At 33.1% G+C, this 14,440-nt stretch carries 13 protein-coding genes; 9 read left to right on the top strand and 4 right to left on the bottom strand.

The genetic code is table 11. The annotated features are described in order from the left end of the window. Positions 1 to 162: 162 nt before the first annotated feature. The gene (locus HM981_RS11055; protein WP_179338863.1) at positions 163 to 492 is read left to right on the top strand and encodes a hypothetical protein; all 330 of its coding nucleotides are present in this window, start codon (positions 163 to 165) and stop codon (positions 490 to 492) included. A 117-nt stretch (positions 493 to 609) separates the two neighbouring features. Here HM981_RS11055 and HM981_RS11050 read toward each other — a convergent pair whose 3' ends face one another. Further along, positions 610 to 1,491: an NAD(P)-dependent oxidoreductase gene (locus tag HM981_RS11050; protein ID WP_179338862.1), complete on the bottom strand. Its 882-nt coding sequence runs from the start codon at positions 1,489 to 1,491 to the stop codon at positions 610 to 612. Positions 1,492 to 1,829: 338 nt separating this feature from the next. Here HM981_RS11050 and ychF point away from each other — a divergent pair, with 338 nt between their 5' ends. The 7 genes from ychF (at position 1,830) to HM981_RS11015 (ending at position 10,993) form a co-directional block, all read left to right on the top strand. Beyond that, a complete protein-coding gene (gene ychF / locus HM981_RS11045) occupies positions 1,830 to 2,924 on the top strand; it encodes a redox-regulated ATPase YchF (RefSeq protein ID WP_179338861.1) in 1,095 nt (364 codons plus the stop codon). Positions 2,925 to 2,933: 9 nt separating this feature from the next. After that, positions 2,934 to 4,346: a glycosyltransferase family 39 protein gene (locus HM981_RS11040; RefSeq protein ID WP_179338860.1), complete on the top strand. Its 1,413-nt coding sequence runs from the start codon at positions 2,934 to 2,936 to the stop codon at positions 4,344 to 4,346. 29 nt (positions 4,347 to 4,375) lie between these two features. Further along, positions 4,376 to 4,849 (top strand): SRPBCC family protein, encoded by a 474-nt coding sequence (locus HM981_RS11035; protein ID WP_179338859.1) that lies wholly within the window; start codon positions 4,376 to 4,378, stop codon positions 4,847 to 4,849. A gap of 47 nt (positions 4,850 to 4,896) precedes the next feature. Continuing rightward, entirely contained in the window at positions 4,897 to 5,793 is an 897-nt protein-coding gene (locus tag HM981_RS11030; protein ID WP_179338858.1) for a DMT family transporter, read from the top strand. 212 nt (positions 5,794 to 6,005) lie between these two features. Continuing rightward, positions 6,006 to 7,865, top strand: coding sequence for a DNA topoisomerase IV subunit B (locus tag HM981_RS11025; protein ID WP_179338857.1), 1,860 nt, complete (start codon positions 6,006 to 6,008; stop codon positions 7,863 to 7,865). Beyond that, positions 7,862 to 8,332 carry a hypothetical protein gene (locus HM981_RS11020; RefSeq protein ID WP_179338856.1) on the top strand — a complete coding sequence of 157 codons (471 nt, stop codon included), beginning with the start codon at positions 7,862 to 7,864 and terminating at the stop codon, positions 8,330 to 8,332. The genes HM981_RS11025 and HM981_RS11020 overlap by 4 nt, the downstream gene beginning before the upstream one ends. Before the next feature lie 6 nt (positions 8,333 to 8,338). After that, positions 8,339 to 10,993: a DNA gyrase/topoisomerase IV subunit A gene (locus HM981_RS11015; RefSeq protein ID WP_179338855.1), complete on the top strand. Its 2,655-nt coding sequence runs from the start codon at positions 8,339 to 8,341 to the stop codon at positions 10,991 to 10,993. Positions 10,994 to 11,316: 323 nt separating this feature from the next. Here HM981_RS11015 and HM981_RS11010 read toward each other — a convergent pair whose 3' ends face one another. Genes HM981_RS11010 through HM981_RS11000 form a run of 3 tightly spaced genes read right to left on the bottom strand, consistent with a single transcriptional unit; the run spans position 11,317 to position 12,976 of the window. Further along, positions 11,317 to 12,144 (bottom strand): sialate O-acetylesterase, encoded by an 828-nt coding sequence (locus HM981_RS11010; protein WP_179338854.1) that lies wholly within the window; start codon positions 12,142 to 12,144, stop codon positions 11,317 to 11,319. Positions 12,145 to 12,162: 18 nt separating this feature from the next. Then, positions 12,163 to 12,549 (bottom strand): hypothetical protein, encoded by a 387-nt coding sequence (locus HM981_RS11005; RefSeq protein WP_179338853.1) that lies wholly within the window; start codon positions 12,547 to 12,549, stop codon positions 12,163 to 12,165. Between the two features lie 40 nt (positions 12,550 to 12,589). Then, positions 12,590 to 12,976, bottom strand: coding sequence for a helix-turn-helix domain-containing protein (locus tag HM981_RS11000; protein ID WP_179338852.1), 387 nt, complete (start codon positions 12,974 to 12,976; stop codon positions 12,590 to 12,592). Positions 12,977 to 13,279: 303 nt separating this feature from the next. Between HM981_RS11000 and HM981_RS10995 the strand changes: the two genes are divergently transcribed. Next, complete coding sequence (locus HM981_RS10995) at positions 13,280 to 14,422, top strand: M14 family zinc carboxypeptidase (RefSeq protein ID WP_179338851.1); 1,143 nt, start codon at positions 13,280 to 13,282, stop codon at positions 14,420 to 14,422. Positions 14,423 to 14,440: the final 18 nt, after the last annotated feature.

Genomic DNA, 14,440 nt, shown 5'->3' with positions numbered 1-14,440 from the left:
GTTTATATAAGACGCTATATTTTTATTTTGTAAATAAATAGCTTCCGTTTATCACTATAAACTAAAGAACAACTAACTTTGCCAATGCTTACTGAAGACGTTTCAGTACGGTTTGGTTTTAGATCTTAAAACAGACCATTATCACTTAAGTTACTTTACACTATGGAACAAAAAGAGTTTTTAGAAAAAAATATATTTACAGGTTTAGAAAATATTAATGATGGCTTTGATAAGGTAGATACATTCTATTTTTCAGAATCAGATTTTGCAACCGTTTTAGAACGTGCAGAATATTTTGGTCTTAGTATTTATACTATCCAAGCCCGATTAGAAGGTGAAGTTTTTGGTGCTTCAGGACATGAAAAAGCGAAAAAGAAAGCTACAGATGCCAAATGGTATACCAAAACATTTGCAGATTTTAAGAAAGGCCAAGAAGGCTTAGCGTATACTGCAACTTACAAAGTGTCTAAAAAACTTTTAGAGCGCGAGTAAAAAAATAGAATTAGTTTGCTAATTATCACATAAAAAAAATCCTAAGCCAAAAGCTTAGGATTTTTTTATATAAATAGTATTCTGCGTATTTTGTGTTATCTTAAAAGAAGAGATGACTTATTTCTTAAGAGATACAAAATAATCAAAGATTTCAGGAACGTTACCACTTCCCATATCTTCACTTACAGCAGCCTTAAGGTTGCCAGAAGTTGCTTCAGCAATATCCGAAGTTGTACCAAGATCATTCATCATTTGCACAAAATAACCTAAATCTTTATTAGCATTTGCAATAGAGAAACCTAAATCACTTACGTTATCTACAGCGTAGTTTTTACAGAATTTCATGAAAGGCGAATTTGATGGTCCAGAAGACATAATATCAAATAATTGTTGTTTATCTACACCTGCAAGTTCCGCCGCAGCGAAAGCTTGAGACATAGCAACAACAGTTGTCATTCCCATAAAATTATTAATAAGCTTAGTTGTGTGTCCAGCACCAAGAGCACCAAGATAGAATACATTTTCACCTTGCTCATCAAGAACTGGTTTTACTTTTGCGTAGGTTTCTTCATTACCAGCAGCCATAATATTAAGTAGTCCATCTTTTGCATGCGCAGGAGTACGTCCAAGTGGAGCGTCAATCATTCCAGCACCTTTTTCAGCTAAAGCTTTTCCTATTTTAATTGTAGATGCAGGAATAGATGTTCCAAAATCAATTAAAACAGCACCTTCTTTAATACCAGCTAAGACTCCGTCTTCACCGTAAACAATCTTTTCAACAACAGCAGAAGTTGTAAGACAAAACATTACGATATCGCTCTTTTCAGCTAATTCTTTTGGAGAAGCCGCTTCAGTAGCATTACCACGTGCAATAACTTTTGCAACTTCGTCCTTGTTAAGGTCCATAACGGTTAGTTCGAATCCTCTTTTTTGTAGATTTTCAACCATGTTTCCGCCCATAAGGCCAAGTCCGATAAATCCAATAGTTGGTTTTTTCATATTTAATTTTAGATTATAAACACAAAGATATGCATCTGTTAGCTAAAATAAATGACTGAGCAAAAAAAAGTGAAATCCCTAAAAATTGAATAAAAAAGTCTTAATTTTTTAAAAAAAGTAAAAATTATTGCGGAATAATGACTTTATAAAACGAAAAAATGTAATTCCGTATTTTGGAAATTTGAAAAGCCACAAACTACACCAACTGTAATTTCTGTTTGCTGATATAAATTATTATTCCTAAAACTTTTAAATAAACTATTCCACAAATAACTTACATTTGCACTCGCAAAAAAGAGATTTCCGTTGTATAGGAAACCACTAAATAAATTTACTCAATGAAAGCTGGAATTGTAGGATTACCAAACGTAGGAAAATCAACCTTATTTAACTGTTTATCTAACGCTAAAGCGCAAAGTGCTAACTTTCCGTTTTGTACTATAGAACCTAATATTGGTGTGGTAAATGTACCAGACCCAAGATTAGAGAAATTAGAAGAATTGGTAAATCCAGAACGTGTTTTGCCAGCAACTGTAGAGATTGTAGATATAGCAGGTTTAGTAAAAGGAGCTTCTAAAGGGGAAGGTTTAGGAAATCAGTTTTTAGCTAACATTAGAGAAACCGATGCTATTTTACATGTATTGCGTTGTTTTGATGATCCAAATATTATTCATGTTGATGGTTCTGTAGATCCTATTAGAGATAAGGAAACCATTGATATGGAATTGCAGTTAAAAGATTTAGATACTGTAGATAAGAAATTAGATAAAGTAAAGCGTGCTGCAAAAACGGGTAATAAAGAAGCACAGAAAGAAGAAGCAGTGCTTTTAAAAATAAAAGCAGGCTTGGAAGCAGGTGTTTCTGTTAGAGCTTTAGAATTTTCAGAAGAAGATTACGAAGATTTCGTGGTGCCTTCTCAGTTTATTACAGATAAGCCGGTAATGTATGTGTGTAACGTAGATGAAGCGGCTGCAAATACAGGAAATGCTTATGTAGATAAAGTTAAAGAAGCGGTTAAAGACGAAAATGCAGAGGTTCTAGTATTAGCTGTTGGTACAGAAGCAGATATTAACGAATTAGACGATTACGAAGAGCGCCAAATGTTCTTAGCAGATATCGGATTAGAGGAGCCAGGTTCGGCAAAATTAATTAGATCAGCTTACAAACTGTTAAAGCAACAAACCTATTTTACAGCTGGTGTAAAAGAAGTAAGAGCTTGGACGGTAAATATTGGTGCAACCGGACCACAAGCAGCAGGAGTGATTCATACCGATTTTGAAAAAGGATTTATTAGAGCAGAAGTTATTGCTTATAATGATTTTGTAGAATACGGAAGTGAAGCTAAAGTAAAAGAAGCTGGTAAAATGAAAGTAGAAGGGAAGAATTACATTGTTAAAGATGGTGATGTTATGCATTTCTTGTTTAATGTGTAACTTGCATAAATGATTGAATTTTTAAAAAGAATAAGCTTTAAGCAGATTTTATTTTTTTTGGTGTGTGTTTTAGTAGTTGAATTTTTACTACTAAGACACACACCTTTTTTTTGGGATGGTATTAGTAAATCGCGTCGTGCCAATTGGATTTATAATAATGGGCTTTCAGAATTTATATTGCCAACAGATAATAATTCGGGCCATCCACCATTATGGATTGGTTTATTAGCTAGCTTTTGGACGGTTTTTCAGAAAACACTTTGGTCGTCACGATTGTTGTTGCTTATCGTAAATATTGGAGTGGTGTGGCAAATTGTACTGTTCTGTAAGCAGAATTTTGTAAAATCAGTCGCTGCAGTTGCGGTGCTTTTGGTGTGTTTAGAGCCTACTTTTGTTGCGCAAACGACCAACTTAAACAACGATATGCTATTGTTGTTTTTTACACTACTGAGTTTTAATGCGCTAATGAAATCAAAACCAGCACTTTTTGCTTTGGCATTAATAGGTTTGGTGTTTGCTAACCTTAGAGGTCTGCATGTGATTTTGGCTATTGCCATAATTCATGGAATTTACACGCGACTTAAATTAATAGAAAACAATAAGAGAATTTATTTTGGGTATGCAGTAGCTTTAGTGAGTTTTGCTGTGTTTTGTTATTTTCAATATGATAAACTCGGTTGGTTTATTGTCAGTAAAAATCAAAATTACAATGCACACAGACAATCTGTTGGATTAAAGCAAATTGCTATAAATACTATTGTGTATGCTAAATGCTTTTTAGAATACGGACGCTTTATTATCGCGATTATTTTATTGCCATTACTCGTAAAATACCTAAAAGATAAAACCAATAGAAATCCTAAGATCGACAGGGTTGCAATTGCCTTTTTTGTTTTAGCCTTTGTCTATTTTATAGGTATGGTACCTTTTTCTAATCCGTTTAGCGATCGGTATTTTATGACCTGTTATTTATTGGCAACCCTATTGCTCATTAATTTGTTAGCGCATTTTAAGGTGGCTAAACAGCCTATGATTTATGGAGTAGTGCTATTGATGTTTCTTTCTGGTCATTTTTGGATTTATCCTGCGACAATATCACAATCTTGGGACAGTTCTTTAGCCTATTTAAATAGTTATACCGTTGAGGAACAAATGGAACAGTATATAGATTCCCAAGGAATAAAGCGTTCTGAGATCGGAACTAGAATTAGGTTAAATGAACGCGGAGACTCAGAATTTAGAGCCTTATCAGATACAGAGCATTATACGAGTTTTAATTTAAAAACCAATAGTTATATACTGCTTTCAAATATTGAAAACCAAACTAAAGATGACGAGTTGAATTTGATCACTAATCATTGGAAACTGGTAAAACGGTATTCGCAATTAGGCGTCTTTATGTCGTTGTATAAAAAGGACTAAACCATTGTGATTTTTTAATTTATTGAAGTATGGCAACCATAGAAATTAAAACAATTATCAAAGCAGATATTAAAACCTGTTTCGATTTGTCTCGAAATATTGATTTCCATAAAGATTCAATGATACATTCTAATGAAAGTGCTGTTGCCGGAAAAACTTCAGGATTAATAGAATTAGGTGAATCTGTGACTTGGGAAGCTAAACACTTCGGGATTACTCAACGTCTCACTTCAAAAATTACTAAATTTGAAAGTCCACATTATTTTGCAGATGAAATGACGTCTGGTGCTTTTAAGTCTTTTAAACACGAGCATATTTTTAAATCTGAAGAAGGTAAAACGATAATGATTGATAAATTTCAATTTCAATCACCTTTAGGGATTTTCGGTAAACTAGCTAATAGTTTATTTCTAAAACGTTATATGAAAAATCTGTTAACGACTAGAAATGAGTATCTCAGAATAAAAGCCGAAGAGGTTACAACGCTTGAGCATCGTAATTAATCTATTACACATTTCTAACTACGAAAAATCCACTGTAATTTTACGAAATGAAATCAAAGCAAACTTTTGTTTATGGTATTTTAATTGGTGTTTTAGGAATTATTTTGTTTTCCTCAAAAGCAGTGATGGTAAAATTAGCCTATCGTTATAACATAGATGCCATTAGTGTTTTATTGTTAAGAATGCTATTTTCATTTCCCTTTTATATCGTCATAGCCTATTTATACCGAAAAGAAAAAAAAGAAACTACAGTACCTAAAGATTATGCTTGGATCGCGTTTTTTGGAATTGTAGGTTACTATTTGGCAAGCTATTTCGATTTTGTAGGTTTAACATATATAAAAGCAAGTTTAGAGCGAATTATTCTTTTTGTATATCCAACTATCGTGCTGTTGTTTAATAAGTTATTTCTTAAGAAAGCCATAACTAAAGTTCAGAAATTAGCAATATTAATTACGTATGTTGGCATTATAATCACCTTTGGGAGCGAGGTTTCGGTTTCTGGTAAAGAGGCTTATTTAGGAGGGTTCTTTGTGTTGTTAAGTGCCATAACTTATGCGTCTTATTTAGTAGGTAGTGGTTGGTTGATTCCAAAATTTGGAGTCATGCGATTTACAGCTTATGCGATGTTGGTATCTTGTGTTTGTGTTTTTATACATTTCGGTATTTTTTCTGATGTAAATATTTTCAACTTTCCTACGCAAGTCTATGTTTTGGGTTTGTGTATTGCCGTTTTTGCGACTGTTATTCCGTCGTTTTTAGTATCAATTTCTATAAAATTAATCAGTTCGTCTAACTTTGCAGTAGTTGCAGGAGTTGGTCCTATTTCAACAATTATTCTAGCTGTAATTTTTCTGAATGAAAGTTTATCGTTTCTTCAAATTATAGGAACTGTCGTTGTTATTTTAGGAATTCTTTTGGTTTCAAAAAGTAAAAAAAAATAATTCATTTTATTAATAAGAAAATTTGGTGTCATCTTTCCAAAATAATAGCAACAAATTGGTGTCAAAAGTGTCAATTTCTGTCAGTTTAGGGTTAATTTTCGACTTCAACTTCAATTTCTCATAACTTGTTAATTACTTTACGCCAACGATATTTCATTTTTTACGCTATAGTCTTATATTAGCGTTCCATCAATAAATTCGTCCTAAATACTATGGCAGAACAGTCAAATTATACTGAAGATAATATACGCTCACTCGATTGGAAAGAACATATCCGAATGCGACCAGGTATGTATATCGGTAAGTTGGGTGATGGCTCGTCTCCAGATGATGGTATTTATATTTTACTTAAAGAAGTTTTAGATAATTCTATTGACGAGTACGTCATGGGAGCAGGTAAAACTATTGAAATTTCCATTCAAGGTGAACGTGTTATTGTTCGCGATTACGGTCGTGGTATTCCTTTAGGAAAAGTGGTAGATGTAGTTTCTAAGATGAATACAGGTGGAAAGTATGATTCTAAAGCCTTTAAAAAATCAGTAGGATTAAATGGTGTTGGTACTAAAGCTGTAAATGCTTTGTCGTCTTATTTTAGAGTAGAATCTACAAGAGATGGACGGTCTGCTTCAGCAGAGTTTGCACAAGGAAATCTTACCAATCAAGATTTATTAGACGATACATCACGACGAAAAGGAACTAAGGTTAGTTTTATTCCAGATGAAATCATATTTAAAAAATATAAGTACAGAAGCGAGTATATCGTTAAGATGCTTAAGAATTATGTCTATCTAAATCCTGGATTAACCATTGTTTTTAATGGTGAAAAATACTACAGTGAAAACGGTTTAAAGGATTTATTATCTGAAAATATTAATGAAGCAGATATGCTTTATCCTATTATTCATCTTAAAGGTGAAGATATAGAAATTGCTATTACACATAGTAAAACGCAGTATAGTGAAGAATATCATTCGTTTGTAAACGGTCAGAATACTACACAAGGTGGAACACATTTAGCAGCGTACAGAGAATCTATAGTGAAAACCATAAGAGAATTTTATGGTAAGAGTTACGAAGCTTCAGATATAAGAAAGTCTGTGGTTACTGCTATTGCGATTAAAGTTATGGAGCCTGTCTTTGAGAGTCAGACTAAAACCAAATTAGGATCTACTGATATGGGAGGCGAACTGCCAACCGTGAGAACCTATATTAACGATTTTGTAAAGAAGTATCTTGATAACTTCTTGCATAAGAATCCAGATTCTGCAGAGAAAATTCAACGTAAGATTCTGCAAGCCGAACGTGAGCGTAAAGAGTTATCAGGAATTCGGAAATTAGCAAAAGACAGAGCGAAGAAGGCGAGTCTACATAATAAGAAATTACGCGATTGTCGTGTGCATTTTGGAGATATTAAAAATGAACGCTATTTAGATACAACGTTGTTTATTACAGAGGGAGATTCGGCATCAGGAAGTATTACAAAATCTCGGGATGTTAATACGCAAGCTGTTTTTAGTTTAAAGGGGAAGCCTTTAAACTGTTATGGTTTAAGTAAGAAGATTGTTTATGAGAATGAAGAATTCAACTTGCTACAAGCGGCTTTAAATATAGAAGAATCGCTTGAGGATTTGCGTTATAACAATGTTGTAATTGCAACTGATGCCGATGTCGATGGTATGCATATTCGTTTATTGTTAATTACATTTTTCTTACAATTCTTTCCGGAAGTCATCAAAGATGGTCATTTATATATTTTACAAACCCCATTATTTAGAGTCCGAAATAAAAAAGAAACCATCTATTGTTATTCTGAGCAAGAACGACGTGATGCGATGGAAAAATTAAAACCAAAACCAGAGATTACTCGATTTAAAGGTTTGGGTGAAATTTCGCCAGATGAATTTGTTCACTTTATTGGTGAAGATATTCGTTTAGATCCTGTAATGCTAGATAAGGATATGTCTATTGAAGAATTATTATCCTTCTATATGGGGAAAAACACACCAACACGTCAAGAATTTATAATTGACAATCTTAAAGTTGAATTAGATGTTATTGAAGATACAGTATGAGAACAGATAATAGAGAAATAAAAAACACTATAATTTCTATCTATTTTATATTAATAATCTTGGCGATCTTATTGGCAACGGTTTTTAAATCTTATAATTTAGTTGAAGGTAGCACACTCTATGCGCTAATAGGTTTAGTTGTCGCTGTAGTTATTGTTCATTTTATTGCAAGATTTTTTGAGTATGATAGCGACGGGTCAAACGTGATTATTACAAATAGTGGATTAATTCTTACTGATGTTTTTAATTATAGAGAAACTAAAGTTGAAGTTGCAAGAGAGCAATTATCAGGTTACAAGATTACAAATTATTTTTTCTATAGAAACTTAGTCGTTTATGTTAAACATAGCAACGGAAAAGTTACAAAGGAAAATTTCAATGTCACGCTTTTAAAACGTAAAAAGATAAAGTATGTAAGGCAGTCTTTGAAGAAGATTATAAAGGAAAATAAAAGCATAAAGTTGTAAAGATAGATGGCAGAAGAACATGACGAGTTGTTAAATGAAGACAATGGTAACCAAGAAACAATTACTAAGGTTACCGGAATGTATAAAGAATGGTTCTTAGATTACGCATCTTATGTAATCTTAGAGCGTGCTGTACCTGCTATTGAAGATGGTTTTAAACCTGTTCAGCGTCGTATCATGCATTCTATGAAAGATTTAGATGATGGTCGCTATAATAAAGTAGCAAACATTGTTGGTCATACCATGCAGTATCATCCGCATGGAGATGCAAGTATTGCAGATGCTATGGTACAAATTGGTCAAAAAGATTTGCTGATAGATACGCAGGGAAACTGGGGAAATATATTAACAGGAGATCGTGCTGCAGCTTCTCGTTATATTGAAGCGCGTCTGTCTAAATTTGCAATGGATGTTGTTTATAATCCTAAGATTACAGAATGGCAATCTTCTTATGATGGTAGACGAAAAGAGCCTATAAATTTGCCAGTGATGTTTCCTTTGCTATTGGCGCAAGGTGGAGAAGGAATTGCAGTAGGTTTGTCTACAAAAATATTACCACACAATTTTATTGAACTGATAGATGCTTCTGTAAAACACCTCAAAGGGAAACGTTTTACCATATTGCCAGATTTCCCAACAGCTGGTATTGCAGACTTTACTAATTATAATGATGGTCTTCGAGGTGGGAAAGTTAGAGTTAGAGCTTTAATCTCTCAGCGCGATAAAAATAGTTTGGTAATTACTGAGATTCCGTTCGCTACAACCACGACGTCACTTATAGATTCAATACTTAAAGCCAATGATAAAGGCAAAATAAAAATTAAGAAAATTGAAGATAATACAGCTGCTAAAGTCGAAATATTAATTCATTTACCTTCTGGCTTATCTCCAGATAAAACAATTGATGCGCTTTATGCCTTTACAAGTTGTGAAACTTCAATTTCACCATTAGGTTGTGTAATTGAGGATAACAAGCCATACTTTGTTGGTGTAACAGAAATGTTACGTCGCTCAACAGATAATACTGTCCAACTTTTAAAAAGTGAATTAGAAATAAAACTTGGTGAGTTTCAAGAACAATGGCATTTTGCGTCTTTAGAGCGTATTTTTATTGAAAAAAGAATTTATCGCGATATTGAAGAAGAAGAAACTTGGGATGGAGTTATTAGTGCTATTGATAAAGGGCTTCAGCCACACATAAAACATTTAAAACGTGCTATCACAGTTGAAGATATTACACGCTTAACAGAGATTAGAATTAAGCGTATCTCTAAGTTTGATATCGATAAAGCACAACAAAAGATAGACGCTTTAGAAGATCAGATAGCTGAAGTAAAACATCACTTAGCAAATCTAATCGATTATGCTATAGCGTTTTTCGAAAGATTAAAACGTGATTACGGAGAGGGGAAAGAACGTAAAACCGAAATTAGAATCTTTGAAGATGTAGATGCTACTAAGGTTGTCATTAGAAATACAAAACTCTATGTTAATAGAGAAGAAGGATTTATTGGTACGTCGTTAAGACGAGATGAATATGTTTGTGATTGCAGTGATATTGATGATATTATTGTGTTTACAAATCAAGGCACTATGATGGTGACTAAAGTAGATTCTAAAACCTTTATAGGTAAAAATATTATCCATGTGGCTGTTTTTAAGAAAAGAGACAAGCGTACAGTGTATAATATGATATATCGTGATGGAAAAGTTGGTCCTTCTTATGTAAAACGATTTGCTGTTACTAGTATGACGCGAGATCGTGAGTACGATTTAACTAATGGGAACAAAGGTTCTGCGTTATGGTATTTCTCTGCAAATCCTAATGGAGAGGCAGAAGTCGTGTCTATTCTATTGCGTCAAGTAGGAAGTGTTAAGAAGTTGAAATGGGATTTAGATTTTGCTGAAGTTCTTATAAAAGGTAGAGCTTCAAAAGGTAATCGTGTGACAAAGTATGCGATTAAACGTATCGAATTAAAAGAAAGAGGTGTCTCAACTTTAAAACCTCGTAGAATTTGGTTCGATGATACTGTTCAACGTTTAAATGTTGATGAAAGAGGTGAGTTAATTGGTGAGTTTAAAGGTGAAGATCGCTTACTAATTATTAATCAGTCTGGTATTGTAAAAACGATCATTCCGGAATTAACTACGCATTTTGATAGTGATATGATTGTCATGGAAAAATGGATTCCAAAAAAACCTATTTCAGCCATTTATTATGATGGTGAAAAAGAACGGTATTATGTAAAGCGTTTTTTAATTGAGCAAGAAGGTAAGGAAGAAGATTTTATTTCGGATCATCCAAATTCTCAATTAGAGATTGTTTCCACGGATTGGAGGCCAATTGCAGATGTAGAATTTACTAAAGAGCGTGGTAAAGACCGTAAGCCTAACATGGAAGTTAATCTTGAAGAGTTTATTTCGGTAAAAGGTATTAGTGCACTAGGAAATCAGTTAACTAAAGATAAAATAAACCAAATAAATCTATTGGATTCTTTGCCTTATGAAGCGTCAGAAGATACTCCTGCTGATGAGATGGAGGTTGTAGATGAAGAATTAATTGCGTCATCAAATAATACGTCATTGTCAGATTCGGATTCAGATAAAAAGGAAGATGATAAGTCAGGAATGGATGACAAGGGTCAAGCGACGCTTTTTTAATCTTTTTTGTTATTATAAATTGTATTTAGCAATACTTTTCTCTATTTGTGTTTTATAATAAGAATTACTTAATAGATTATTATCTGCTAGGTTTTGGCTATTTAAATGCGAATTTTTAAATTCCATATTATGTATTTCGACCAATCTATTCTGTAATAGTTGGAAAGCACATTAGTAGCAGTGTTTTAATAGTTAATTGTCTATTCTTTAATTCGGGTATAGAAAATAGGCTTTTAGTAAAGATGGATTTCTGGTAACAGTGGGTTTTTAGTTTAGCAGAATAAAAACAGCGATCTATAGTTTTTACGTTTAGTGTGTTATGGTTATTTTGCTTGCCCCTTTTGTGTGATTATTTTATTTATGGTGTTTCCGAAATCATCGCCAAGTTTTAATAAACCTAATGAAGAATAATGTACACTATCTCTAAATTTTTCGAGCGTGTTGGTTTTTATCAAATAAGTGTTTGGGACTGATTCATTTATTCTATGCTGCGCATTCTGTACAGTTTGTACGTATTTGTATTGTTCAGATTTTGGATTTATTTCACCAATTATAACAGGTAAGTTTGGATCGTTAAAATCTCTTCGTATGTTTCTTATTAAAAGTTTAAGGTGAGTTCCGTAAGGCTTCGCGGTGGAGTTGGAGGCGGTGTCTGTTTCTCCTTGCATCCAGAGAAAAGCTAGATTTGTAGTGTTGTGGTTTTTTAATGTGGTGTTTGAGAATTCTAGAAATTTCCCATAGATATTACCGAAATCAGTAGGTCTTTCAATCTTAGATTCAACAGTTGGTAGCCATTCATTTATGGAAGAGCCACCTATGGCGTATTTAATAAGTATAAAATTGGTGTCTGGAAATTCTTTATTCAACCGTCTTGCTAAGCCTACTTCAGGGCCAAAATTATAAGGTAATTGATGTAGGTCAGTGTCTGCGCTATAGTCAAATAAACTAATATTTTCGGGTAGATTAAAGTTGTTGAGTTGTTTAATCTCTCCAAGGCCAACCATGTTAGATTGTCCTGCCATTAGAATCACCTGATACTCTTTGCTGTGGTCTAATTCTTGGTTGTAGATGAGTTTTTGCTGGTTAAAGTCGCAACTAGTAAAAAGCAAAAGAGTAATTATGAGGTGTGCGACTAGCTTGCTTTTTGTCATCTGGTTATTTTGAATTCATTAGTCTATTCTTTTCGCAACTCCTTTTTCTATGTGTAAAGGTCTATTAGGACGTTTTACAGCGAGTTTATATTCAAAAGCATATGAATCCTTGGTTGTAGATAATATCTTCATGTGAATAGCGTCTTTTTCAGAATTGCTAATTGGATGTAGCTTTTTAAGAATGAACTCGCAATCGTTAATCCAGCGAATGGTTGAAGAATCCGCTTTTTCTTCGTGATAATCTATATTAAATTCTTCTGTGCGTTTGAATCGTGATGTTGTTTCAACGCCATCTATGTTATAGGTGAATTCAAAAGTCCCTGTTTTAAAATCGGAACATTCGCGCTCTATTGAGTAGCAGCTCGTTAATAGAATGAGTAAAAAAATAGAAAGAAATGGTTTCATGGTGATTTTTCTGTAAAGATAATAAATAGAACCATGAAACTTAAGGCTTATAACTCTTAAAAGTGCCGTCTTTGTAGAATATAACTATTTTTTCAATTTCAGAATTTGAGTCAGAATCTGAGTCCGGAATTGGGACTTGTGGTTGAGTTGTTTTTTCTGGAGCATTAGAGTTTGGTGATTCTGAAATTTTAAGTTGTGCTTGGTGTGGAAAAGTTCCTTTTCCATTCATTAGCCAATACAATTCTACTTCAGGATAGGAGTGTAGTACTTTCATAACAAAGTCTAAACTAGGTTTGTTTCTTCCGCTTAAAACATGCGATATACTAGAACGTTGTACTCCGATTTTTTCTGCAAAACCAGAGGCTGATTCTCCATAAAAATCGATCACCTTTTGTAAACGTTCCGTGAAATTGACTGAGTTGATCATTGTAAACTTATACTTTGTGAATGTAACGTTACAAAAGTAAACAATAGTATGTTTGTATTGCTATTGTCTGCTAATATATTTTTAGTTATGTTAAATTATTAGTTTGATAAATGATGTTATTTACCTGAATAATAACATATTATGTTTGTTTTTTAATTTGTATTGTGAAATTACTCTTGTGTTCAGTCTATTCTTGAGTTTTGCGAGTTCGCTTTGTTTACTTTTGTAACAAATTGTTTAGAATTATTTGTTTACAAATGTAAAAAATCAAATGATTACATTTGTAAACTTAAAATAAGTGGTATGACATTAGAGTTTTTAAATAGAATATTTCCTGAGGTAAAAACAGCAGAATTACATGGTCGTTATATCACCAATGCTCATATAGAAAAGTGCTTCGATAAATTATCAAAACCCATAATTTCAACCGTTGGACTCTCTGTTGAGAAACGACCAATTTATAGTTTTACATTTGGTAATGGACCCATCAAAATTTTATTATGGTCTCAAATGCATGGCAACGAATCGACATCAACAAAGGCGCTTTTTGATTGTTTTAATTGGTTTGAAACCGATCATGAGATCTCAAAACATATTTTAGAACAATGTACTTTAGTTGTGGTTCCTATTTTAAATCCAGATGGTGCTCAGCGTTACACGCGTATTAATGCTAACGATGTTGATCTTAATAGAGATGCACAAGATTTATCGCAGCCCGAAAGTCATGTGCTACGACAATTATATAATGATTTTAAGCCTGATTACTGTTTTAATCTTCATGGGCAACGTACTATATTCAGTGCAGGAAACACAAATAACGTTGCGACGCTATCATTTTTATCTCCAGCTCAGGATCCAGAACGGCTGTTAACATCGAATAGAAAAGCAGCTATGGTTATTATTTCTGAAATTAATGAACTTTTGCAGGCAGAGATTCCAAACGGAATTGGACGTTACGATGATGGTTTTAATCTCAATTGTGTTGGAGATACGTTTCAAAATTTTGGTGTGCCTACAGTATTATATGAAGCTGGTCATTATAAAGATGATTACGAAAGGGAAGAAGTGAGGCGTTTTATGTTTATAGCTATTCTAAAAGGCATAGATGCTGTTGTGAAGACGATTTCTATTGATAAGTATAACGCTTACTTTGATATTCCTGAAAACGCAAAATGTTTCAATGATATTATTATAAGGAATGCAAAATGTAATCATTTAGAGGAAGTGGTGGATATTGCCATTCAATATAGGGAAGTATTAGTTGAAAATCACTTACATTTTATTCCGGTTATAGCTGAATTAAGCAAATTACCAGACAAATTTGGACATAAAGAAATAGAGGCTAACGGATTTTTGGTAGAGGAAATAGAAGGTTCTGACTTGGTTGTGGGTTCCGAAATCGATTTCGTGATGTTAAATACTGAAAGAATATCATTAAAACCTTAAGATAATTCAGTTTTAATG

Origin of the sequence: Winogradskyella ludwigii (assembly GCF_013403985.1) — a bacterium.
Lineage (GTDB): Bacteria > Bacteroidota > Bacteroidia > Flavobacteriales > Flavobacteriaceae > Winogradskyella > Winogradskyella ludwigii.
The sequence above is the reverse complement of the archived record's forward strand: the minus strand, read 5'-3'. Positions and strand labels throughout refer to the sequence as shown.

Bases quoted from the DNA above. Each gene is read 5' to 3' on its own strand.
- HM981_RS11055 (WP_179338863.1), top strand. From the start codon at position 163: ATGGAACAAAAAGAGTTTTTAGAAAAAAATATATTTACAGGTTTAGAA.
- HM981_RS11050 (WP_179338862.1), bottom strand. From the start codon at position 1,491: ATGAAAAAACCAACTATTGGATTTATCGGACTTGGCCTTATGGGCGGA.
- ychF (WP_179338861.1), top strand. From the start codon at position 1,830: ATGAAAGCTGGAATTGTAGGATTACCAAACGTAGGAAAATCAACCTTA.
- HM981_RS11040 (WP_179338860.1), top strand. From the start codon at position 2,934: ATGATTGAATTTTTAAAAAGAATAAGCTTTAAGCAGATTTTATTTTTT.
- HM981_RS11035 (WP_179338859.1), top strand. From the start codon at position 4,376: ATGGCAACCATAGAAATTAAAACAATTATCAAAGCAGATATTAAAACC.
- HM981_RS11030 (WP_179338858.1), top strand. From the start codon at position 4,897: ATGAAATCAAAGCAAACTTTTGTTTATGGTATTTTAATTGGTGTTTTA.
- HM981_RS11025 (WP_179338857.1), top strand. From the start codon at position 6,006: ATGGCAGAACAGTCAAATTATACTGAAGATAATATACGCTCACTCGAT.
- HM981_RS11020 (WP_179338856.1), top strand. From the start codon at position 7,862: ATGAGAACAGATAATAGAGAAATAAAAAACACTATAATTTCTATCTAT.
- HM981_RS11015 (WP_179338855.1), top strand. From the start codon at position 8,339: ATGGCAGAAGAACATGACGAGTTGTTAAATGAAGACAATGGTAACCAA.
- HM981_RS11010 (WP_179338854.1), bottom strand. From the start codon at position 12,144: ATGACAAAAAGCAAGCTAGTCGCACACCTCATAATTACTCTTTTGCTT.
- HM981_RS11005 (WP_179338853.1), bottom strand. From the start codon at position 12,549: ATGAAACCATTTCTTTCTATTTTTTTACTCATTCTATTAACGAGCTGC.
- HM981_RS11000 (WP_179338852.1), bottom strand. From the start codon at position 12,976: ATGATCAACTCAGTCAATTTCACGGAACGTTTACAAAAGGTGATCGAT.
- HM981_RS10995 (WP_179338851.1), top strand. From the start codon at position 13,280: ATGACATTAGAGTTTTTAAATAGAATATTTCCTGAGGTAAAAACAGCA.